The organism is Pseudovibrio sp. JE062, assembly GCF_000156235.1.
Classification (GTDB): domain Bacteria; phylum Pseudomonadota; class Alphaproteobacteria; order Rhizobiales; family Stappiaceae; genus Pseudovibrio.
In genome coordinates this window covers 34,452-56,183 of sequence record NZ_DS996818.1, presented here as the reverse complement: position 1 = coordinate 56,183, position 21,732 = coordinate 34,452, and the positions used below count along the sequence as shown (strand labels likewise).

Sequence of the window (21,732 nt, the reverse complement as noted above, 5' to 3'; positions counted from 1 at the left end):
TGTTTTGTTTATGCGGCTTCGGTTGCGTCCTCCGGGTAGGCTTCTTTGATGCGGTTGGCGTAGGCGACAAGGTTGGGGAACTGCTCGACGGTTTTTCTCCAGCCGGAGAATGGCAGATCGGAGAGAGCACAGAGGATCTGGGCACCAACGGCGGCGTCAGCAAAGCACGGGCGATCGCCGAGCAGGTATGGCTTGTCGCCTAACTGGGTGGAGATGGCCTGCAAATCCGCGCGGCCCAGTGCGAGACGCTCTTCCCATGTGTGCTGGCCGTAACCGTGGTTGTTGACTTTGGTGATGACGCTTTTGCGGGACTCGTTTGCGAGGGAACTGCGCATTTCTGGTGGCAGAATACCGAAGAACTGATCTTCGATGACAGCGAAGTTTTCATCTGGCAGCCAGCGGGTGCAGACGGTTACGAAGTAAAGGGAATGCTCTGCCATGCGCATGAAAGCGTGGGCGACAGCCAGCTCTGCCTCAGAATAACCGCCTGAGAAATCAGCGTTATAGTTGATCACCAAATGCCGTCTGATGAACTCGGAATCCGCAATCAGTTCCTCTTGATCCTTCATCACTGGCAGCTTGCCTTTGGGGGCGGTTTGCAATGCTGCCGGGCCTTCCAGAACGTCATAGGACAGGCCTGCCATGGCGAGCAAGATGTCGATCTTCAGGCAAAATGGGCTTGCACTGACACCGTCGAGTTTGGCGCTGAATTTGTGATGTGTGAGCATTTGCTTTCTCCGCTTGTGTTTGCTGGGGGATTGGTAGCAAGGTGCTCCTGACAGCATGGTGTCAGGAGTGTTCGGCTTCTGACAAATTTCTGGAGGATTTCATGCGCAGGGCAGATCGGTTGCTGCAGATCGTGCAGTTGCTGCGGCGTCATCGGGGGCCGGTGACTGGAGATGTGATGGCAGAGGAACTGGAGGTTTCTGTGCGCACGCTTTATCGCGATATTGTCAGCCTTCAATCAACCGGAGTGCCGATCCGCGGGGAGGCGGGTGTCGGCTACGTGCTGGATGAGGGTTATGATCTGCCGCCGCTGATGTTCAACAGTGATGAGCTGGAAGCGGTGATGATGGGCTTGCGCCATGTGCAGGTGCGCGGGGATGAGCAGCTCATCCGCACAGCCAGTGATGTGATTGCCAAGATAGCGGCGGTGCTTTCTCCCGAAGCGCGGGATGAGTTTATTGAGGCACCATTGTATGCGCCGGACTTTGGGGTGGAGCCTATTCCGACAGCGCGTATCGAGCTGAAGGATGTGCGGCAGGCTATTCGCGGGCAGCACAAGCTGCGGCTTACCTATGAAGATGCGCAGGGTGAGATGAGTGAACGCCTCATTTGGCCACTGAGTCTGACTTTTTTTGCGCAGTCCCGGATGATTGTGGCGTGGTGTGAACTGCGCAAGGACTTCCGGGCCTTCCGGACAGACCGTGTTACCCACATGGAGGTGCTGGAAGAACGCTACCGCGAAAACCGCGTCACCCTGCGCAATCGCTGGTGGAAGCTGGAATTGGCACGACGGGAGAAAGAGGCGGCGGAGAAGGCTGCGAAAGACGGCTTGCCTGTTGCAACGAGTTAGTGCGAGCCCTATCAATACTAAATGTATTTCTTCATTCTCACTCTACTCGTCGTATCCTTGATTTCAGCCGGAATTTCAGAGGGAATTTTTCTTCGGTTCAAAGCTGACGACTACTTTGAAAATAGGCAATCCGCACACATCTTTCATTTTCTAGTTGCGATGCTAGCTGGATTTGTTGCGATGTATTATACGTTATGGGATTACCATCAGGCTGCTGCTGATGAGCCACGAGCTTTCCAATACCTAGGGTACATCGTCAGTCTACCTACCGGCATTTTGGCGTATGCCGTTTGCAACCTGTTCTACGAGTTCTTCCGGTATGTGAGAGGAGCGTGAATACGTGCCGCAATATGCACCTTAAGGTTGTGATTGGCTGGTTTGTAAGTGAGAATGATTGCGTTTTGAAATTGCTTTTTTGAACGCGTGTGAGACTCGCTTTGCATTATATGATCTGGGACAGTCTTTTTTTGCTCGTTATCACCTTCGCTTTCACGGGGTTTGCTGAGCTGCTTATTATCGGGCGTAATGCTGAAGGATACTTCCGGTTTAATAAACTGGCGCGCGTGCTGTTGTTTGCTGGTGCGATGGCCGTATCGTTTGCGACGACGCTTTGGGTGCTACTCGGTTATGGCTTCGCTGATCCAGTTATGTATAGGGCGAATGGATACATGGCATTTGTTGCAGTTGTTTCCAGCTCGTTTCTCTCGTATCTGGCGCTCTATCTGATCTATAAGTTTGTCGAAGATATCTTCAACTAAGCAGCGACTTATCTGAGGTGCTCAGCACTCATTGCTTCCTTAATTTTTTTGAGTATCGCCAGCTGCTCGTCGTGGGGTGGATGGGGTCTATCCTGAAAAGTAAGGTCCTCATTGAGGATGTAGCGGCGGGAGGTGATGTCGGTTTTCTCATACATCGGGACCAGATGAGCGTGGGCGTGGGGGATGTCTCCGCCGGTGAAGAGGAACGCTACTCTTTCGACACCCGTGATTTGCTTGAGCGCTTTGGCAAGGCGTTGGCCGAGTTCCATGATGTTGGTCGCAAGTTCGAGCGGCAGGTCATCAAAGTAGTCGTAATGCTCCAGTGGGATGATCTGAATATGACCGGGACGGATTGGGCCATTGTCGAGAAAGGCCATGACCTTGTCATCGCGGTAGACCTCAAAAACGCGATAGTGCTTCTGGGCTATTTTGCAAAAGGAGCAATCCGTCTGTTCGGTCATCTTTACTCCGCTACCACTGCAGTGCCATGTGAGACCGTATCTCCCGGAAACTGGATCACAGTGTCGTTCTGGGTCAGACCAGAGCGGACTTCGGCCATATCCTGGTTGAAGGCGCCGATTGTGAGGAGTTGGAGGTGGGCTTTGCCGTCGATGACTTTGAAGGTGGCCCAGTCATTGCCCTCTCTGAATAGTGCAGTCATGGGAATACGCAGGACGTTTTGGCCGTGCCAGGTTTCGATGGCGGCGCGCAGGTGGAAGCCGTGGCCGAGTTCCAGAGCTGGGGTGTCCAGATCCAGAATGGCGTTGACGCGTTGCTCTTCGATGCCGAGGGCTGAGACCTTGGTGAAGCCAGCCGGGTCAATGCGGCGGACGGTTGCCTTCAAGGTGTTGCCGCCCCAATCGACCAGCGTTGCTTTTGCGCCTTCAGCGATTTTTACTGCTTCCGTTGAGAGCAGGTCGACAACCACCTCGATGTCCGCCGGATCGCCTAGTTCCATTAGCAGGGCGCCAGACTGGATGGTTTGCTCACTTTCGACGGCCAGATTGAGGACGACACCATTGATCGGGGAGATCATGCGGACGGCCAGTTCTTCTGAACGTTCAGGGTCTTGTGCGATGTGCGGCTCGATGAGGCGGGCTTTGGCGCTTTGCAGGTCGCTGCTCCGCTGGGCGATTTGAGCTTCTGCGCTTTGGACTTTGGCGGCTTTCAGGGTGACGTCGATTTCCACGCGCTCCAGCTGCGCATCAGAGATGGTTTTGGAGCGGTTGAGGCGCTGGGCGCGGATGAGCTCTGACTTGGCCAGTTTGTGCTCTGCCTTGGCGGAGGCGAGTTCAGCTTCTGCCAGAGTGATGGCGGCTTTGGCGGTTTCAACGCCTGCCAGTGCCTCTGCCTTGGTGCGGGCGTTCATGAACGGGGTGGTGAGCGGGTTGATGGTGGCAACTGTGGTTTCGCCGCGAGATACCTTATCGCCAACCTCCAGCAGGGAACGATCTACTCTTCCAGCGATTGGAGCGGAGATCTTGTAGATCTCCTTCACGCGGGTTTTGCCGTCTTCTTCCACGGTGACGACCAGATCGCCGCGCGTGACCTTAGCGGTTTCAACGGAGATTGGCTTTTCCTTCAAGGCCCAGCCGAAGAGGAGGAGAACGACCAGAGCGATAGCGATGTAAGCGCCTCGTTTGACGTATTTACCGTTCATTCCTATTCCCTCGTTTTTAAGGTTTTGATGAGATCAAGTTTGCCCACACGGCGGCGCACGATCAGCGCACAGGCCAGTGCGGCTGTGAGAATGACAAAACTGGCGATGGCGTAGGTGCTTGGCAGTACCACAAGCGGTACGCGGAAGAGATCGCTGGCGAAGCCCTGTATCATGCCCGCTGCCATGCCGTAGCCGATGAGCCAGCCCATGGGCTGTGCCAGCAGGACGATCATCGCCATCTCTACCAGAATGACATGGAAGACTTCTTGTTTGGAGAAGCCAATGACGCGCAGACTGGCGAGCTCGCGGCCCCGCTCTGACAGCTGGATGCGGGCGGCGTTGTAGACCACGCCAAAGGCCACGATGACGGCGATGGTGATGTAGGCCACCAGCATGGAGGTGAAGCTTTGGTCCATGAGCTCGCGGAATTTCTCGCGTGAGAGCATCTGCATGGCGATGCCACCAAGGCCCGGCGTTTCCTTCACAGCGTCGTAAAGATCATCAAGCCGTGTGCGATCGATGTTGATTGCCAGATCAGAGATGCGCGGGCCTGTTGGGACGAGGGCGTTCAGCGCGTCGATGTGCATGGAGGCGGAGATGCCCATGTAACTGGTGACGGTGCCGGACACGCGAACCTGCCGCTCAACAGAGTTGTGCTTGGTGAGCTCTACGGTGACCATCTCACCCGGCTTTACGCCCAACTGGTTGGCGAGATGGGTTGGGAGCATGAGGCCGGTTTGGGGCATCTGGATGGCGCGTTCATCAAGGTCCAGAATGCGGGAGAGATTGGCGTTGGTTGGGCGGCCTGTGATGGCGACGCGCTTTTCCTTTGGGCCAAAGCGCAGGATGACGGGTTCTTGTCTGTAGGCTTCAGCGGTGAGCACGCCGGGCAGGCGCAGGATGTCATCAAGCACGCTGGGGGCTTTGTCATCTGCCAGTGTCAGGCGGGCATCTGCGGTTTCTGCTTTGTTGAAGGCCACGTTAATCATGTGGTCCATGGAGTTGGTCAGGAACAATGCAGAGACGAGCAGGGCCAGTGAGAAGGAGACGCCAAGGCTGGTGAGCAAGCTGCGCACTGGATTGTGCATGAGATGGCGCAGGCCCATGGTGCTGAGCTGGGACAGGATGCGCACACGTCTGGATTTGGGCGAGAGGAAGCTGCGGAACCGTGGCGGGGCTGGTGGGCGCATAGCCACAGCAGGTGGCAGGCGGGCGGCTTTCATGATGGAGGAGAATGCGCCACCCAGAGCTGCGGCCAGTGAGATGACGGCTGCGATGAAGTACAGATCTGGGCTTTCATCGAAGACGAGGAAGGGGAACGAGAAGTACTGCGCATACATCTGCGTCATCAGGCGGCCCATGTAATTGCCTGCGATGGAACCGATGCCAACGCCTAGGAACGCAACGATGGAAACCAGTTTGGCGTAGTGACCGGCGACGGACCATGAAGAGTATCCGCAGGCTTTCAGCAGGCCGATTTGCTCGCGCTCCAGAGCAATCAGTCGGGACAGGATCATGTTGACCAGAAAAGCTGAGACCAGCAGGAATATGGGAGGGAGAACCTTCGCCATGGCAGAGAGCTGGGTGAGTTCTGCATCCAGAAACGCGTGGGATTGCTGGTCTTTGCGTTTGTATGCGCCGGTGCCGCCATAGGGCTTCAGCAAGCGATCGAGTTTCTCCAGCACGCAAGGTGTGCAGGCCCCTCTGAGCAGTCTCAGGGAGATGTCGTTGGCCGCGTTCTTCATATCAAACAGGCCTTCCATGGCGGATTGGGCCATGAAGAAGACGGCGAAGCGGCGGTCATCGGGGACCAGATCTCCGGGGCCGAGGGCATAGATGAACTCAGGGGAGAGGATGATCCCGGTGATTTCGAGATTCAGCTTTTTGCCGTTCAGGGTGGCGCTGAAGGTGTCTCCGGGGTTTAGTCCATGTGCTTTGGCAAAGCGCGAGTCGAGGGCAACCTCGTTGGTGCGGGAGCCTTCGGGCAACCGGCCAGCTCTCAGGTAGAGGCGGTTGACGGCTGGTTTTCTGCCGGAGGGCAGGGAAAGGGCGATACCGGCGGCGGGCTCGGCCATCTGTGGGATGTCGAGAATGGCAGAACGAACGATGCGCATTTCGACGGCTGCTACGCCATCAATGGCGGCGATGCGGTCTTTCAGGTGATCAGGTGCGCGGACGGCCTGCGCGAAGATGTGGCCGAAGCGGTATTGATCGTAATAGGTTTTCTGCGTTTCGCTCAGAGAGCGATAGGCTCCCTGGGCGAGGATCAACGTCATCACTCCGCAGGCCATGACCAAAGCAATCGCGAGGACTTGCGCCCAAAGGCGTTTCAAGTCGCGGATTACTTTCCGGTCAAGGACGGGCAGAGCTACCATGCAACCTCCGACGGCTGCTTGGGTGTCTCGTTTTCATGCGTGCTTTCAATGGCGCCGTCTTTGAAGACGTAGACACGGTTTGCCATTTGCTGGATGGCTGTGTTGTGCGTGATGATGGCTGTTGTGGTGCCCAGCTCTTTGTTGATGCGCTGCAAGGCTTCCAGCACCAATGTGCCGGTCTTAGTGTCGAGGGCGCCCGTGGGCTCATCACAGAGCAGGACTTCCGGTCGCTTGGCGATGGCGCGGGCGATGGCGACACGCTGCTGTTCACCGCCAGACATTTCCGCCGGGAAGTGGGAGGAGCGTTTGCCGAGACCGACCAGTTCCAACGCCTCCTGCGGGTCCATTGGGTTCTTGGCGATCTCGGTTGTCAGCGCTACGTTTTCCCACGCGTTGAGGCTGGGAATGAGGTTGTAGAACTGGAAGACGAAGCCAACGTAGTCGCGCCGGTAGCGGGTCAACTCGCTTTCGCTGAAATCGGTGAGGTTCTTGCCCATGAAGGAGACTGTGCCGGAGGTGGCATTGTCCAGCCCACCGAGAATGTTCAGGAAGGTAGACTTTCCGGAGCCGGATGGTCCGAGCAGCACAACCATTTCGCCTTCAAAAAGTGTCATGGAGACACCGCGAAGTGCGTGCACCTCAACCTCGTTGGTGACATAGGTTTTGGTGGTGTTTTCAGCGATGAATACTGGCGTTGGCATTGGGGCCCCAACCTGAATGTGCAGCTACATTACACTATAGCCTCAAACTCAAGTTGTATGGCAATGATCCCACTCAAGGAATTGAGTAAATTCCCTAGGTCAGCTGCCGCTACGTGGCGGAGCGCCTACAGATTTGCGGAAAATCAGCTCAGGGTGCCAGAGGCATTGCAACTCTTTGATGTCTGCGCCTTTGAGGTAGTTCATCGCCATGATTGCGATCTCACGACCTGCATCGCGCAGTGGGGAGCGGGTGACCGTCAATGGCGGGTCCATATCCGCTGCTTGTGCAAGTGGTACATTATCATCGTGGGCAACAATGGAGACTTCTGAGCCGATCTTGATGCCCAGTTCGTTGCAGGCTCTGTAGGCGCCTTTTGCCATGACCACGCTTGAGCAGAGCAGGGCGGTCGGACGATCTTCCAGTTGCAGGATCTCCATGGCGAAGGTGTAGCCATTCTCCTCAGACATGGCGCCAGCGCGCACGTAATCCGGGTTTGGCGTAACGCCTCGTTCTTTCAACGCATCTTGCCAGCCATTGAAGCGGTCAATGGCGTAGACGCGGTTTGGATGACCGTTGAGGATTGCGATCTTATCGTGCCCCATCTCCAGCAGCATCTTTGCTGGCTCATGGAAGACGCCATAGTTATCGATGTCGATATACGAGTAGCTGTCGCAAGTGGCGGTTCGGCCATGCACGATGAATGGCATGTTGAGGTCTTGCAGAAGACGGATCCGCTCTTCGCTGAGGTCCACGTTGGACAGGATCACCAGATCAACGGTGCCTTTTTCTGCAAAGCGGCGGTAGACGTCCACTTCCTCGCTCTGAGACGAGGAAATCATGATGTCGTAGTCCAGCTCGGATGCCTTTTCCGAGAGACCTGTCAGAAACTCGATGAAGTGCGGATCGAGGAACATGTTCATGTCTGTTGGGAAGGCGATGCCGATGACGCTGGAACGGCCTGTTGCCAGGCGACGTGCGTTGACATTGGGACGATAGCCATAGGTCTTCGCGGCTTCAGCGACCCGGTTTCGGGTGGCGAGCGACACATCAGAATACCCGTTGAGGGCTCTGCTGACTGTGGTTTGTGAAAGACCGAGATGATTGGCTAACGTCTTAAGATTCATAATTATTCAATGGCTCAAACTTGCTATGCGCCGCGTTTATAGCCCCTTTTTCTCCCGCATGCTTGTGAGAAATGTAGACCATAAACTTCAGGAAAATCCAGTGAGACCTTTGTCTTTTCCAAAGCGCTTTGGGTCCGATACCGGAGTCAGTGGAAAACTGATATTTTTCAGAGATGCAGTAAAATACCACATATGGGGTGCTCTAAACTTAGGAGAATTCAGCTATTTTGCAGGTGTTGCATCGCAAAATTGGGCCTTTGGCGGGCATGGTCACAAATGTTTCTACGGATTTTTACTATTGACTTAGACCGGTGAGTAAACTTTGCTGGTCTCAAAGCGCTTTGGGAATCTTTCAATAGATTGCCAGTGTTTGGGGAGCCCTTCGCTCTGGAGGGTTAATTACTGGCCGGACAACGATTGGGAATTCGTTGAATGAGGGCCAAGGACGAAACAGGGAGGCGTCCCATTATGGGTATCCGTCGTACATTATTAGGTTCTGCTGTTGCACTTGCTGGTATGGCTGGCGTTGCGGGTTATGCAATGGCTGCTGAAGTTACTGTTGTTTGCGGCAGTGTTGGGCAGGGCGCTAAGCTTTGTAAGGGCGCAGCAACTGAGTGGGCCAAAGAAACCGGCAACACCGTCAAGTTCTTCGCTGCACCTGCATCTTCTACCGAGCAGCTGGCCCTTTACCAGCAGATCCTGAGCTCTGGTTCCTCTGATATCGACGTCTTCCAGATTGACGTTATCTGGCCTGGTATTCTTGGAAGTCACCTGATCGATCTGAAGCCATACTCTAATGGCGCAGAAGACATGCACTTCCAGCCAATCGTTGCGAACAACACCTACAAAGGCAAACTGGTTGCGATGCCTTGGTACACCGACGCTGGCCTGCTGTTCTACCGCAAAGACCTGCTTGAAAAGCACGGCGAAAAAGCTCCTGAAACCTGGGGTGATCTGACCGCGACTGCGAAGAAAATCCAGGATGCTGAACGTGCAGCTGGCAACGACAAAATGTGGGGCTTCGTTTATCAGGCGAAGGCTTACGAAGGTCTGACCTGTGACGCTCTTGAGTGGGTTGACAGCTTCGGCGGTGGCGATGTTGTGAACGCAGACGGCGACATCACCATCAACAACGAAAAAGCTGCGAAAGCTCTTAAACTGGCAGCTAGCTGGACCGGTTCCATCGCACCTGCTGGTGTTCTTTCCTATCAGGAAGAAGATGCACGCGGTGTGTTCCAGTCTGGTAATGCGGTGTTCATGCGTAACTGGCCTTATGCATGGTCTCTTGGTCAGGCTGACGATTCCCCGATCAAAGACAAAATCGGTGTGATGGCTCTGCCTAAAGGTGGCGAAGACGGAAAGCAGACCGGTACTCTTGGTGGCTGGCAGCTTGCTGTTTCCAAATACTCTAAAGCGCCTGAAGCAGCTGCAAGCCTTGTTATGCACCTGACCAGCAAAAAGAGCCAGAAGCAGCGCGCTATCGAAGGTTCTTACAACCCAACCATTGCTGATCTGTACACCGATGCAGACGTGCTGGCAGCAAGCCCATTCATGGGTCAGCTAAAAGACACCTTCACCAACGCCGTGGCACGTCCATCCCGTGCAACTGGCTCTAACTACAACAAAGTTTCCAACGCATTCTACAATGCAGTGCATGATGTGCTTTCCGGTAAAACCGAAGCAGAAGCATCCCTTGCGAAACTTGAAAAGAACCTGAAACGCATCAAGCGTAAAGGCTGGTAAGTCTCCTCCCTAGACTTGCGATCTGTGTTGCGGCCTCCCGATGGCCGCAACACTGAACCGAGCTCCGGGGTGGTTCCTTGGAGTTTCCCTGAAATAAAGAAACCAAGGATCAGAGGATGACCCTTGCTCTGCAGCAGGATGGTACTGCCACACGTAAGGCAAAACGCTCTAATCTGAGTTCTGCCAGATTACGCGCCGCGTGGCTTTTTCTCGCCCCCATGATGATCGCATTGGCCGCTGTTGCAGGCTGGCCGTTGCTCCGCACCATCTGGTTGGGTTTTACCGACGCAAACCTCATAGATCTCAGTGAATCCCAGTTCATCGGCTTTGAGAACTATCTCGCCTTTTATGATGGGGAAGCTTACGGCGTTCTCGTTGATGCCGAGTGGTGGAATGCGGTTTGGAATACACTCTGGTTCTCTGTCATTTCTGTTGGTCTTGAAACCCTGTTCGGGCTCATCATTGCGCTGATCCTGAATGCGGAGTTCAAGGGACGCGGCCTTGTGCGTGCTGCTGTTCTGATCCCATGGGCGATCCCGACAATTGTTTCCGCCAAGATGTGGGGCTGGATGCTTCATGACCAGTTTGGCGTGATCAACGAAATTCTCCTCGGCGTTGGCATTCTGTCTGAGCCTGTTGCCTGGACCGCTGATCCTTCCACCGCGATGTGGGCTGTGATCATGGTGGATGTGTGGAAGACCACTCCATTCATGGCATTGCTGACCCTTGCTGCGCTGCAGATGTTGCCCGGCGATATCTATGAGGCGGCGCGTGTGGATGGCATCAATCCGATCCGCGTGTTCTTCAAAGTGACTTTGCCGCTGATCCGTCCAGCGATCATTGTTGCAGTGATTTTCCGCAGTCTTGATGCGTTGCGCGTGTTTGATTTGATTTACGTGCTGACATCCAACTCCACTTCAACAATGTCCATGTCAGTCTATGCAAGGCAGCAGCTGGTGGACTTCCAGGAAGTTGGCTACGGCTCTGCCGCTGCAACGCTGCTGTTCATTGTGATTGCCTTGTTGACGACCATTACTGTGGTGGCAGGCGGATTGAAATCCGGTGAAGGAGATCAGGCATGAACCGTCAAATCAAAACCTTTGTGTTCTATGCGCTGGTTGTCGGAGTTGTTCTCTTCTCTGTCTTTCCGTTCTACTACGCGATCATAACCAGTTTCAGAAGCGGGCAGGAGCTGTTCAATCCGTCTGTGTTCCCGACCAGCTTCAGTATTGGCAACTACTTCTCGATCTTTAAAGAGCAGCCGTTTGGTTTGAACATTCTGAACTCGGTGATCGTGGCGACATCCGTTGTGATCTTGTCGCTGATCATTGCGGTGACAGCATCTTATGCGCTGGCACGCATCCACTTCCGTGGTCGTGGCCTGCTGCTGATGACTATTCTGTCTGTCTCCATGTTCCCGCAGGTGGCAATCCTTTCCGGCATGTACGAGCTGATCCGCTCCATGGGGCTTTATAACTCCCTGCCGGGTCTGATTATTCCAAACACCGTGCTGACGCTGCCGTTTACCGTGTGGGTGCTGACCACCTTCATGAAGGAGCTGCCAAAGGAACTGGAAGAGGCTGCTGTTGTTGATGGTGCTTCTCCGCTGACCATTGTGCGCCGGATCTTCCTGCCGCTGATGTGGCCAGCCATGGTGACCACCGGTCTGCTTGCTTTCATCGGTGCGTGGAACGAGTTCCTGTTCGCGCTCACCTTTACTCTATCCAACGAAGTTCGCACCGTGCCAGTGGCGATTGCCCTGATGTCCGGCGCAACTGAATACGAGCTGCCATGGGGCAACATCATGGCTGCTTCTGTACTAGTGACCGTTCCGATCGTGGTCTTAGTGCTGGTGTTTCAACGAAAAATCGTCGCTGGTCTTACTGCCGGTGCGGTTAAAGGATAACTGGAATGAACCTCTCTACCCCAATAAACGAAAACACAAGCCATCGAGTTCTGGCGAACGATCCGGATTGGTGGCGGGGCGCAGTCATTTATCAAATCTATCCGCGCTCCTTCGCTGATAGCAACGGTGATGGCATTGGTGACCTTCCAGGAATTACCGAGAAGCTGGATTACATCTCTGATCTTGGTGCCGCTGCGATCTGGATTTCGCCTTTCATGAAGTCGCCGATGGATGATTTTGGCTATGACGTTTCTGATTATGAAGACGTTGATCCAATGTTCGGCTCTCTGGACGACTTTAAAGAGCTGATTGCCAAAGCGCATGGCAAGGGCATTCGTGTGCTGATCGATCTGGTGATCTCGCACACCTCTGATCAGCATGAGTGGTTTGTTGAAAGCCGGAGCAATAAGACCAACAGCAAGTCTGACTGGTATGTGTGGGCTGATCCGAAGGCTGATGGGTCTCCGCCAAACAACTGGTTGTCCATCTTTGGTGGTTCTGCTTGGCAGTGGGATAGCCGTCGTTGTCAGTACTACCTGCACAACTTCCTGCGCTCCCAGCCGGACCTAAACTTCCATTGCGAAGAAGTGCAGCAGGCTGTTCTGGATGCAGCGCGCTTCTGGCTGAAGCTGGGTGTTGACGGGTTCCGTCTTGATACTGTGAACTTCTACGTTCACGACAAGCAACTGCGTGACAACCCTCCTTATCCGGATCCAGATAGCCTTGCGGATGTGACCGGCGTGAACCCTTATGCGTTCCAGGATCACAAGTTCGATAAGTCTCAGCCTGAGAACCTGAAGTTCCTTGAGCGTCTGCGTGAGGTGATGAATGAGTTCCCGAACACCACCACAGTTGGTGAGATCGGTGCGGGGCACGAAGCCAGCGAGATCATGAAGCAGTACACCTCAGGTGATGGTCGTCTGCACATGGCTTACAGCTTCGATCTGCTTTCCAATACGCCAACCGCGAAGTACGTGCGTGAGCGTGTGACCAATCTGCAGAACATCGTGACTGAGGGCTGGCCTAGCTGGGCGATGTCCAACCACGATGTGAAGCGTATGGGTTCTCGGTTGCCAGAGGGTGTTGATCCTCAGGTGGCAACACCGGCTCTGCTGGCTCTGAGTGCTTCACTGCGTGGTAGCCCTTGCATCTATCAGGGTGAGGAGCTTGGCTTCAAAGAGGCTGATGTTGCTTTTGAAGATCTTCAGGATCCGTATGGCATTGAGTTCTGGCCTGAGTATAAGGGGCGTGATGGTTGTCGTACGCCCATTGCCTGGTCCAAGGATGGTGGTTTCACCACTGGCAAGCCTTGGCTGCCAATGGCGCAGGATCATCTGGATCACAGTGCTGAAGCTCAGGTGGGCGATGAGGCTTCTCCAATGCGCCGGACTGCGAAGTACCTGCATTGGCGCAAGGACCAGAAGGTTCTGCAGAAGGGCTCTCTGGACTTTGTTGATCTGGGTGAAGATGTGCTGGCGTTTGAGCGTGAGCATGATGGAGAGAAAGTTCTGTGCATCTTCAACCTGACAAATGATGATATGCGTGTTGCTCTGGGAGCTTACAGCTCTGCTACGTTGCTGGAGGGGCATGGATTTAGTGCGGAAATGGACGGCGAGGCACTCAACCTGCCTGCATGGCAAGTGGCTTACTTGCAAATCTCAAAGAACTAAGCTGAGGGCAACACCATGGCAGATGTAACACTTAAGGGTATCGTCAAGGACTTCGGGTCAACCCGCATCATCCACGGCGTTGATTTGCAGATCAAAGATCGTGAACTGATCGTGTTTGTCGGACCTTCCGGCTGCGGTAAGTCGACTTTGCTGCGCCTGATCGCCGGGCTTGAAGATATCACTGATGGTGACATGTTCATTGATGGAGACCTGGTGAACCAGCGCACTCCTAAGGAACGCAAGATTGCCATGGTGTTCCAGAGCTATGCTCTTTATCCGCACATGAGTGTTTATGAGAACATGGCGTTTGGCCTTGAGCTCTCCAAGCACTCTAAAGAGGACATCAAAGAGAAGGTGATGGAGGCGGCTCGAATTCTTGAGCTGACTCCGTTGCTGGAACGTAAGCCGAAGCAGCTCTCTGGTGGTCAGCGTCAGCGTGTGGCGATTGGCCGTGCGATTGTTCGTAATCCGAAGGTCTTCCTGTTTGATGAGCCGCTGTCCAACCTTGATGCGGCGCTGCGTGTGCAGATGCGTATCGAGATTGCCAAGCTGCATCAGGACATGGATGCCACCATGGTGTACGTGACCCACGATCAGGTGGAAGCAATGACGCTTGCTGACCGGATTGTGGTGCTGAATGCGGGCCGTATTGAGCAGGTTGGTAGCCCGCTTGAGCTGTATCACCGTCCACGCAACAAGTTCGTGGCTGGCTTCATTGGATCGCCAAAGATGAATTTCATTGAGGCTCAGGTGACAGGTGTTGCTGAAGATGGTGTTGAGCTGTCTGTTGTTGGCTCCGCACCGGTGAAGGTTGCTGTTGACCCGTCCTCTGTTGCTGTTGGCGATAAGGTGGAATTCGGCATTCGTCCTGAGCATATGGTGAGCGGCGGCGAAGGTGAGCTGGCTGGCAAGGTGGAAGTCATCGAAGAGCTTGGTGAAAGCCACTTTCTGCATGTGCGCCTGACGGATGGTTCTCTGGTGACTGTTCAGGGCAAGGGTGATGCGCAGGCGAAGGCTGGCGAGAGCTGTCAGGTGAAGCTGGAATGCGGCCATGCGCACGTGTTTGGTGGTGACGGATTCGCGATTTCCAAATTGGGGACGTTAGGTCAGCAAGAAAAGGCCGCAACTCTTGAGAGTGTTTGATAAATAAAATTTCTCACAGGCTCAGTCCAATTTGGCATTTTGTTCCAGTGCCGCACCTTGTGTGCGGCACTTGTCGTTTGGGGAGTCGCCAACGCATCCTTAAAACGATTAAATAGCTGATTTTTTTAGGCTGAATCAGGTCTGATCATACCAATTGACTACTCCGTTAGGGGAGGTTGGATTACTGGCAGAAACCGCAAGGTTAGTCTTTCAGGATCAAGCGAAGATTGAGCTCCTGCATGGTATTCTTTGGCTGAGCTCAACCAAGGGTACTTGTTCCCTTTCCTAAAAAATGAAAGAATTTAATCAGTGATTGCACTTATGCGCGATTACAATTCTTTTTGCCTTTGCCAGTCCAACGATGCGAAGGCCTTTTATAAATAGGGGAGCATTTTTAAATGCAATTTAAGCGTAGTCTTCTCTCGCTCGCGCTTGCTGCAAGCGTGGCGATGCCAATTTCCGGCGCTATCATCACTGAGGTAGGTGCTGCAACACCACCTAACATGCTCATCATTGCTGGCCGTATCGACGACCTCATCTCTCTTGACCCGCAAGAGATGTTTGAGTTCTCCGGCACAGACATGGCGAACAACATCTACGACAAGCTGGTTATGCTGGATCCATCCGACCTTTCTAAAGGTTATGGCCCAGGTCTGGCTGAGAGCTGGGAGATCTCCGAGGATGGCAAGACCTTTACCTTCAAAATGCGTGAAGGCATCAAGTTCCATTCCGGCAACCCTGTAACTGCAAAGGACGCTGAGTTCAGTATCCGCCGTGCAGTTGCTCTGAAAAAGACGCCTTCATTCATTCTTACTCAGTTCGGTTTCACCGCTGAGAATATGAATGACACCATCAAGGCTGTTGATGCGAACACCTTCCAGATCACCACTGACAAGAAGTACGCTCCTTCTTTCGTGCTGAACTGCTTCACCGCTGCAATCGCTTCCATCGTTGACTCCGAGCTGGTTAAGTCCAACGAAGTCGATGGTGACTGGGGTAACGGCTGGCTGAAAACCAACTCTGCTGGTTCTGGCGCATTCAAGCTGCAGAACTGGAAGCCAAATGAGTCTTACTCTCTGACAGCTGTTCCAGGTTACTGGCGCGGTGAAGTTGCGATGAAGCGCGTTATTGTGCGTCACGTGATGGAATCTGCTTCTCAGCGTCTGATGCTGGAAAAAGGCGACGTTGATATTGCTCGTCACCTGTCTCCAGAAGACATTGCATCCATCTCCACCAACGAAGACCTCAAGGTTGAGGACACTCTTCGCGGTCGTCTGATGTACATCTCCTTCAACCAGAAAGATAAGGCTCTGTCCCATCCGAAGGTTGCGGAAGCTCTGAAGTACCTGGTTGACTATAAAGGTATGACCGGATCCTTCCTGAAAGGTCAGTACACCATTCAGCAGGCGTTCCTGCCACAGACCTACATGGGTGAGTTAAAAGACACTCCTTACTCCCTGAACGTTGAAAAAGCGAAAGCTCTGCTGGATGAAGCTGGTTATGCTGATGGCTTCGACGTTGAGTTCATCGTTCGTAATGCAACAGAGCGTCTCGAAATTGCTCAGAGCTTGCAGAACACCTTCGGTCAGGCTGGCATCAACGCGAAGATCTCTACCGGTACTGGTAAGCAGATCCTCGGTCGTTACCGTGCTCGTGACTTCCAGATCTACGTAGGTGCATGGGGTCCGGACTATCCAGATCCACACACAAACGCTGACACCTTCGCGAACAACCCTGACAACCGCGATGAAGCAAAACTGACAGGTAAACTGGCATGGCGTAACGCTTATCCAGCAAAAGACCTGACTGTTCTGACTGATCTGGCTGTGCAGGAAAGTGACCGTGAGAAGCGTGCTCGCATGTACGTTGAAGCTCAGAAGACCTTCCAGAAAGAAGCTCCATTTGCAGTTATGTTCCAGAAAATCGAACAGAACTCCATGCGTGCAAACGTATCTGGCTTCAATCCGGGTGGCGCGATCACAAGCGTATTCTACTGGCCTGTTAAAAAATAAGATTGGCTGATACAAAATGAGCATCGCTGACTCTACAGCGACTGTGGCGCGGCGAGGGACTTCCTCGCCGCTCTACAAAATTTTGAAAGGTTTGATCGCTGGCCTTTTCTCCATCACCCTCACCATGGTGGGGCTGCTTTTCGTAACCTTTATCATTGCGCGCGTTATGCCCGTCGATCCGGTTCTTGCGGTTGTCGGTGAGCGTGCTTCCCAAGAAATTTATGAGGCAGCCTACAAGGCCATGGGTCTCGACCAGCCACTGATTGTGCAGTTCTGGCTGTTCCTGAAACAGGTGGCTATGGGTGACTTCGGGATGTCGACGCTGACAGCGCGGCCCGTAGTTGAAGATGTTGCCCGTGTATTCCCGGCAACCCTTGAGCTTGCAACCCTGGCGACGATTGCCGGTGTGGGCCTAGGTGTGCCGATGGGTGTGATTGCAGCTGTGAATGAAGGCCGGTGGCCTGACCAGCTGATCCGCCTTGTTGGATTGTTTGGCTACTCCATGCCGATCTTCTGGTTCGGTCTGATGGGCCTGCTGATTTTCTACGGCATTCTTGGTTGGGTTGGTGGCCCAGGCCGTATTGATATCTACTATGAAGATATTGTTCCTGTCGTTTCAGGGATGATCCTGATTGATAGCCTGCTTGCCGGTGAGATCGAGATCTTCTGGAATGCGGTGAGCCACATCATCCTGCCTGCCAGCATTCTTGGCTATTATTCCATCGCCTACATTTCACGCATGACTCGGTCTTTCATGCTTGAGCAGTTCTCTCAGGAGTACATTACAACTGCGCGCGTGAAGGGTGTTTCTGAGACTGCTGTGATCTGGCGTCATGCTTTGCCGAACGTGATGATACCGCTGATTACCGTTATTGCGCTTTCCTACGCGAACCTGCTGGAAGGGTCTGTGCTGACTGAGATCATCTTCTCCTGGCCGGGGCTGGGCAACTACATCACCAACGCTCTGCTTTCTGCGGATATGAACGCGGTTCTGGGTGGAACGGTTGTGGTTGGTGCGATCTTTGTGGGTCTCAACCTCTTCTCTGACTTTATGTACAAAGTGGTGGATCCGAGGGCACGATGACAACAGCACCTGTAAAATCAAATGTGCCTGAGAAGACTGGTTTGAAGGCATGGTTAACTTCGGATGCGCCTGAATCTCGTGGGCATGCCCGTGCGGTTCAGCTGTATCTTGGATGGTTGAAACTCTACGAAAACAAGCTGGCTTTCCTTGGCTTCCTGATCATTCTTGGTCTGGTGTTGATGGCTGTCTTTGCGCCGCTGCTGGCGACCGCTGAACCGAATGCGCAGGACTTGAGTAAACGCCTGCTGTCACCGGGGACAGATGGGTATTTGCTGGGTACTGATGAGCTGGGTCGCGACATTTACAGCCGGCTTGTTTATGGCTCCCGTATCACTCTCTTGATTGTCGGCATTGTTGCCTTCACCGCACCGGTCTTCGGTTTGCTGATTGGTACAGTGGCTGGTTATCTGGGTGGTTGGGTTGATCAGGTGCTGATGCGCTTGGTGGACATCTTCCTTGCCTTCCCGCGCCTTGTTTTGGCGCTGGCGTTTGTTGCTGCGATTGGTGCAGGTATTGAGAGTGCCATTATCGCGATCAGCCTGACAGCCTGGCCTCCTTACGCGCGTATTGCACGTGCTGAAACTCTGACCATTCGTAATGCAGATTACATCAGTGCTGTGCGTTTGCAGGGTGCGGGTGTCATGCACATCATCGTGGGCCATGTGTGGCCGCTGTGTTTGTCCTCCATCATCGTGCGTGTGACGCTGGACATGGCTGGTATCATTCTGACCGCTGCTGGTCTTGGCTTCCTTGGTCTTGGTGCTCAGCCGCCAGAGCCAGAGTGGGGCGCGATGATCTCTGCTGGCCGTAAGTTTGTTCTGGACCAGTGGTGGGTTGCCGCCATGCCAGGTATGGCGATCTTTATCGTGTCTTTGGGCTTCAACCTGCTGGGTGATGGTCTGCGCGATATTCTTGATCCGAAGAAAAGCCAGAGCTGAGGGAGAGGACCATGAGTGATACGCTTTTAAGCGTTGAGGACCTTTGGGTTCGCTTCCCAACCCGCAATGGTACCGTTGATGCTGTGCGGGGGATATCGTTCTCCGTCGGGCGTGAGCGCGTTGGAATCGTGGGTGAGAGTGGTTCTGGTAAGTCTATGACTGGCCGCAGTATCCTTCGGTTGATCCGTGCTCCGGGGCAGATGGAAGCCAAGTCCATCCTGTTCAACGGTGAGAATCTGCTGGACTATTCTGAAAAACAGATGCGCAAGATCCGTGGGCACCAGATTTCCATGGTGATGCAGGACCCGAAGTTCTCGCTGAACCCGGTTCACACTGTTGGTAAGCAGATCTGTGAAGCTTTGCGCCTTCACACCAAGGCGTCTCGCCGCGAAGCTTGTCAGGGCGCATTGGAGATGCTGGAAGCGGTGCAGATCCGTAATCCTGAGCGTGTGTTTGACAGCTACCCACATGAGCTTTCAGGCGGTATGGGCCAGCGTGTGATGATCGCGATGATGCTGATCACCGATCCCAAACTGCTGATTGCTGATGAGCCGACTTCTGCATTGGACGTGACCGTTCAGATGAAGGTGCTGGCGATTATGGACAAGCTGGTACAGGAACGTGGTATGGGGCTGATCTTTATCAGTCACGACCTGAACCTTGTCTCGTCTTTCTGTGACCGCATCATCATCATGTATGCAGGCCGTATTGTTGAGACCTGTAAGGCCAGTGAGCTGCACAAAGCCACACATCCTTATACTCGCGGGTTGCTGAACGCTTTGCCGCGCATTGAGGAGCCTAAGGGACGTCTTGAAGCGCTGCAGCGTCAGGACAGTTGGAAGCAGGAGGCCAGTGTCGATGCAAGGGTCTGATAGTGCTGTGATGGAACGTAAGCCATGGGTTGCGGAAGCAACGAATGATGCGCGTCTCGAAATCAAGAATCTCAATGTTTACTTCGGTGATGGTCCGGATCGCTTTCAGGCTGTCAAGAATGTGAGCCTCAAGGTTCAGCAGGGTGGCAGCTTCGGTATTGTTGGTGAATCTGGCTCAGGTAAATCAACTGTTCTGCGCGCTGTGTGCGGACTGGTTGAGAGCTGGGACGGTGAGATCGATATTGATGGAGCCCCTGTCTCTCATAAGCGCGACAAGGCCTTTGCGCGTAAGATTCAGATGGTCTTTCAAGATCCTTACGCATCGCTGCATCCACGCCATACGGTTGATCGAGTTTTGTCAGAACCGCTGAAATTACACGGGTTTGACGATATTGATGGTCGTGTGCTTCGTGCGTTGGATGACGTGGGGCTGGGCGCTGATTTCCGCTTCCGTTATCCGCATCAGCTTTCTGGTGGTCAGCGGCAACGTGTGGCGGTTGCACGAGCTTTGATGCTGGAGCCGGAGATCTTGTTGTTGGATGAACCAACCTCAGCGTTGGATGTGTCCGTGCAGGCGGAGATCCTGAACCTGTTCGCAGATCTACGCAAAGAGCATAACCTCACCTACGTGATGGTGACGCACGATCTGGCTGTGGTGGCTCATATGTGTGATGAGATCGCGGTTATGCAGCATGGCGAAGTGGTTGAGGTGATGGATGTTGAGGCTATGCGCCAATCCAAACCGGAGACTGCCTACACGCAGGAACTGCTAAAGGCCTCCATGGGATATGACGCTGAGTTCTTTGGAGACAGCTGATTTGCCAATGAGTTAGACGATTTACGAAAGCCCTGCCATCTTGGTGGGGCTTTTGTTGTTTTGGGCCAAGAACTTTACTAGGATCGCGTCATTGCTTTTGGGATTATGAGCTGCGGAGCCGCAGATGAAATATTTTTATGGCCTTCTTTGTATTTTGGGATTTCTGCTGCCCTACTGGGCATTTATGCCATGGCTGCTTGAAAATGGCCCGGATTTGCCACGGCTTTTAACGGAGGCCTTTTCAGGTGAGATTTCTGCATTTGCCTGGCTGGATGTTGTGGTTTCTGCTGTGGTTTTGACCGGCTTCATCTTTGCCGAAGGGCAACGACTTGGAATGAAGTTTCTTTGGCTACCGATTCTTTCCGTGTTCACCGTTGGTGTGTCACTCGGCCTGCCATTGTTCTTGCTGCTGCGGGAATTACACGTTGAAAAAACATCGAAAACGGGTGCGGTTAGCGGAAAAAACGTAGCGCGTATATGATAGTTGGAACTCATGTGCAGAAAATAGACTACGCCAATGAGTTCACTGTGAATTTCTTAATGTTTTCTGCTATAAACAAGCCGCTTAATCCTACGAGTACACGAGCTGAAACACTCGCAGATTAGCTTGGGTGTTTTCTAATTTATCTACGGTGTCTTCTTTGAGAAGTCTTGACGAAAATCTTATTTCGCATATTCCTCCGTTCCGCAAACTGGAACGCGTTGATATTAGAGAGATTTTGGACGCAGCAACGCCAAAGCGTTTCAGTGCGGGTCAAGCTATCTTTGAAGAACATGAGCCAGCAGAGCGGTTCTTTCTGCTTCTCGATGGCCATGTGCGGGTTATTCGCACCACCGCAGCTGGTGATCAGGTGATTGCACGCCACATCGTCAGCGGCGAGCTGATGGGCATCGCGCCTGCAATCGGGCGCACGACTTATCCGGCAAGTGCTGTCGCGATTGATGATTGCCTTGTGCTGTTCTGGCCTACAAACCTCTGGCAGACGTTTGTTGCGAAGTATGATGGCTTTGCCACGGAGACCTACAAAACCGTCGGTGAGCGCATCTCAGAGGCTAACAACCACATTCTGGAGCTGGCGACCCAGCAGGTTGAGCAGCGTGTTGCTCGTGCGCTTCTGCGTCTGGCTATTCAAAGCCATCGTGACACGGAAGAGGGCATGGAAATCGATTTTCCGCTTACCCGCCAGAATATCTCCGAGATGACAGGCACAACTCTCTACACCGTGAGTCGTTTGCTAAGTGCTTGGGAGAAGCAGGGAATTGTGACCAGCGGTCGTAAAAAGGTTGTTGTGACAGACCTCGGCAAGCTGAAGACTCTGGCTGATTTGGACCCTATGGGCGACTCCTAAGTA

Annotated in this window: 20 protein-coding genes; 14 read left to right on the top strand and 6 right to left on the bottom strand. The window is 53.6% G+C overall.

Annotated elements, in window-relative coordinates:
• Positions 1 to 8: 8 nt before the first annotated feature.
• Entirely contained in the window at positions 9 to 728 is a 720-nt protein-coding gene (locus PJE062_RS24610) for a glutathione S-transferase family protein (protein WP_008552896.1), read from the bottom strand.
• 101 nt (positions 729 to 829) lie between these two features.
• On the opposite strand from PJE062_RS24610, the gene PJE062_RS24605 reads away from it, so the two are divergent.
• A complete protein-coding gene (locus PJE062_RS24605; RefSeq protein WP_198136908.1) occupies positions 830 to 1,576 on the top strand; it encodes a YafY family protein in 747 nt (248 codons plus the stop codon).
• A 446-nt stretch (positions 1,577 to 2,022) separates the two neighbouring features.
• Entirely contained in the window at positions 2,023 to 2,334 is a 312-nt protein-coding gene (locus PJE062_RS24595; protein ID WP_008552872.1) for a hypothetical protein, read from the top strand.
• 8 nt (positions 2,335 to 2,342) lie between these two features.
• Here the strand turns inward: PJE062_RS24595 and PJE062_RS24590 are convergent, their stop codons facing one another.
• The 5 genes from PJE062_RS24590 to PJE062_RS24570 all read right to left on the bottom strand — a co-directional run bounded on the left by PJE062_RS24590 (position 2,343) and on the right by PJE062_RS24570 (position 8,195).
• Positions 2,343 to 2,795, bottom strand: coding sequence for an HIT family protein (locus tag PJE062_RS24590; protein ID WP_008552910.1), 453 nt, complete (start codon positions 2,793 to 2,795; stop codon positions 2,343 to 2,345).
• Positions 2,796 to 2,797: 2 nt separating this feature from the next.
• Complete coding sequence (locus PJE062_RS24585) at positions 2,798 to 3,994, bottom strand: efflux RND transporter periplasmic adaptor subunit (RefSeq protein ID WP_008552878.1); 1,197 nt, start codon at positions 3,992 to 3,994, stop codon at positions 2,798 to 2,800.
• Between the two features lie 2 nt (positions 3,995 to 3,996).
• Positions 3,997 to 6,369 carry an ABC transporter permease gene (locus tag PJE062_RS24580; RefSeq protein WP_008552881.1) on the bottom strand — a complete coding sequence of 791 codons (2,373 nt, stop codon included), beginning with the start codon at positions 6,367 to 6,369 and terminating at the stop codon, positions 3,997 to 3,999.
• Entirely contained in the window at positions 6,363 to 7,070 is a 708-nt protein-coding gene (locus tag PJE062_RS24575; protein WP_008552870.1) for an ABC transporter ATP-binding protein, read from the bottom strand. Before PJE062_RS24575 ends, PJE062_RS24580 begins: the two co-directional genes overlap by 7 nt.
• Positions 7,071 to 7,169: 99 nt before the next feature.
• On the bottom strand, positions 7,170 to 8,195 hold the full coding sequence (locus tag PJE062_RS24570) for a substrate-binding domain-containing protein (RefSeq protein ID WP_008552827.1): 1,026 nt from the start codon (positions 8,193 to 8,195) through the stop codon (positions 7,170 to 7,172).
• A 468-nt stretch (positions 8,196 to 8,663) separates the two neighbouring features.
• Here PJE062_RS24570 and PJE062_RS24565 point away from each other — a divergent pair, with 468 nt between their 5' ends.
• The 12 genes from PJE062_RS24565 to PJE062_RS24510 all read left to right on the top strand — a co-directional run bounded on the left by PJE062_RS24565 (position 8,664) and on the right by PJE062_RS24510 (position 21,729).
• Positions 8,664 to 9,938: an ABC transporter substrate-binding protein gene (locus PJE062_RS24565; RefSeq protein WP_008552837.1), complete on the top strand. Its 1,275-nt coding sequence runs from the start codon at positions 8,664 to 8,666 to the stop codon at positions 9,936 to 9,938.
• A 116-nt stretch (positions 9,939 to 10,054) separates the two neighbouring features.
• Positions 10,055 to 11,020, top strand: coding sequence for a carbohydrate ABC transporter permease (locus tag PJE062_RS24560; RefSeq protein WP_008552909.1), 966 nt, complete (start codon positions 10,055 to 10,057; stop codon positions 11,018 to 11,020).
• Positions 11,017 to 11,844, top strand: coding sequence for a carbohydrate ABC transporter permease (locus tag PJE062_RS24555; protein ID WP_008552832.1), 828 nt, complete (start codon positions 11,017 to 11,019; stop codon positions 11,842 to 11,844). Before PJE062_RS24560 ends, PJE062_RS24555 begins: the two co-directional genes overlap by 4 nt.
• Positions 11,845 to 11,849: 5 nt before the next feature.
• Positions 11,850 to 13,514, top strand: a complete 1,665-nt coding sequence (locus PJE062_RS24550; protein WP_008552834.1) for an alpha-glucosidase family protein — start codon at positions 11,850 to 11,852, stop codon at positions 13,512 to 13,514.
• A gap of 15 nt (positions 13,515 to 13,529) precedes the next feature.
• On the top strand, positions 13,530 to 14,657 hold the full coding sequence (locus tag PJE062_RS24545; protein WP_008552857.1) for an ABC transporter ATP-binding protein: 1,128 nt from the start codon (positions 13,530 to 13,532) through the stop codon (positions 14,655 to 14,657).
• A gap of 398 nt (positions 14,658 to 15,055) precedes the next feature.
• Positions 15,056 to 16,669, top strand: a complete 1,614-nt coding sequence (locus PJE062_RS24540) for an ABC transporter substrate-binding protein (protein WP_008552865.1) — start codon at positions 15,056 to 15,058, stop codon at positions 16,667 to 16,669.
• A gap of 16 nt (positions 16,670 to 16,685) precedes the next feature.
• The gene (locus PJE062_RS24535; RefSeq protein ID WP_008552824.1) at positions 16,686 to 17,753 is read left to right on the top strand and encodes an ABC transporter permease; all 1,068 of its coding nucleotides are present in this window, start codon (positions 16,686 to 16,688) and stop codon (positions 17,751 to 17,753) included.
• Positions 17,750 to 18,691 (top strand): ABC transporter permease, encoded by a 942-nt coding sequence (locus tag PJE062_RS24530; protein ID WP_008552852.1) that lies wholly within the window; start codon positions 17,750 to 17,752, stop codon positions 18,689 to 18,691. Before PJE062_RS24535 ends, PJE062_RS24530 begins: the two co-directional genes overlap by 4 nt.
• 11 nt (positions 18,692 to 18,702) lie before the next feature.
• Complete coding sequence (locus PJE062_RS24525) at positions 18,703 to 19,563, top strand: ABC transporter ATP-binding protein (protein ID WP_008552904.1); 861 nt, start codon at positions 18,703 to 18,705, stop codon at positions 19,561 to 19,563.
• The gene (locus PJE062_RS24520) at positions 19,550 to 20,380 is read left to right on the top strand and encodes an ABC transporter ATP-binding protein (RefSeq protein WP_008552918.1); all 831 of its coding nucleotides are present in this window, start codon (positions 19,550 to 19,552) and stop codon (positions 20,378 to 20,380) included. The genes PJE062_RS24525 and PJE062_RS24520 overlap by 14 nt, the downstream gene beginning before the upstream one ends.
• Before the next feature lie 124 nt (positions 20,381 to 20,504).
• Entirely contained in the window at positions 20,505 to 20,861 is a 357-nt protein-coding gene (locus PJE062_RS24515) for a DUF2834 domain-containing protein (RefSeq protein WP_008552913.1), read from the top strand.
• A gap of 151 nt (positions 20,862 to 21,012) precedes the next feature.
• Positions 21,013 to 21,729 carry a Crp/Fnr family transcriptional regulator gene (locus PJE062_RS24510; protein WP_008552895.1) on the top strand — a complete coding sequence of 239 codons (717 nt, stop codon included), beginning with the start codon at positions 21,013 to 21,015 and terminating at the stop codon, positions 21,727 to 21,729.
• Positions 21,730 to 21,732 lie beyond the last annotated feature (3 nt).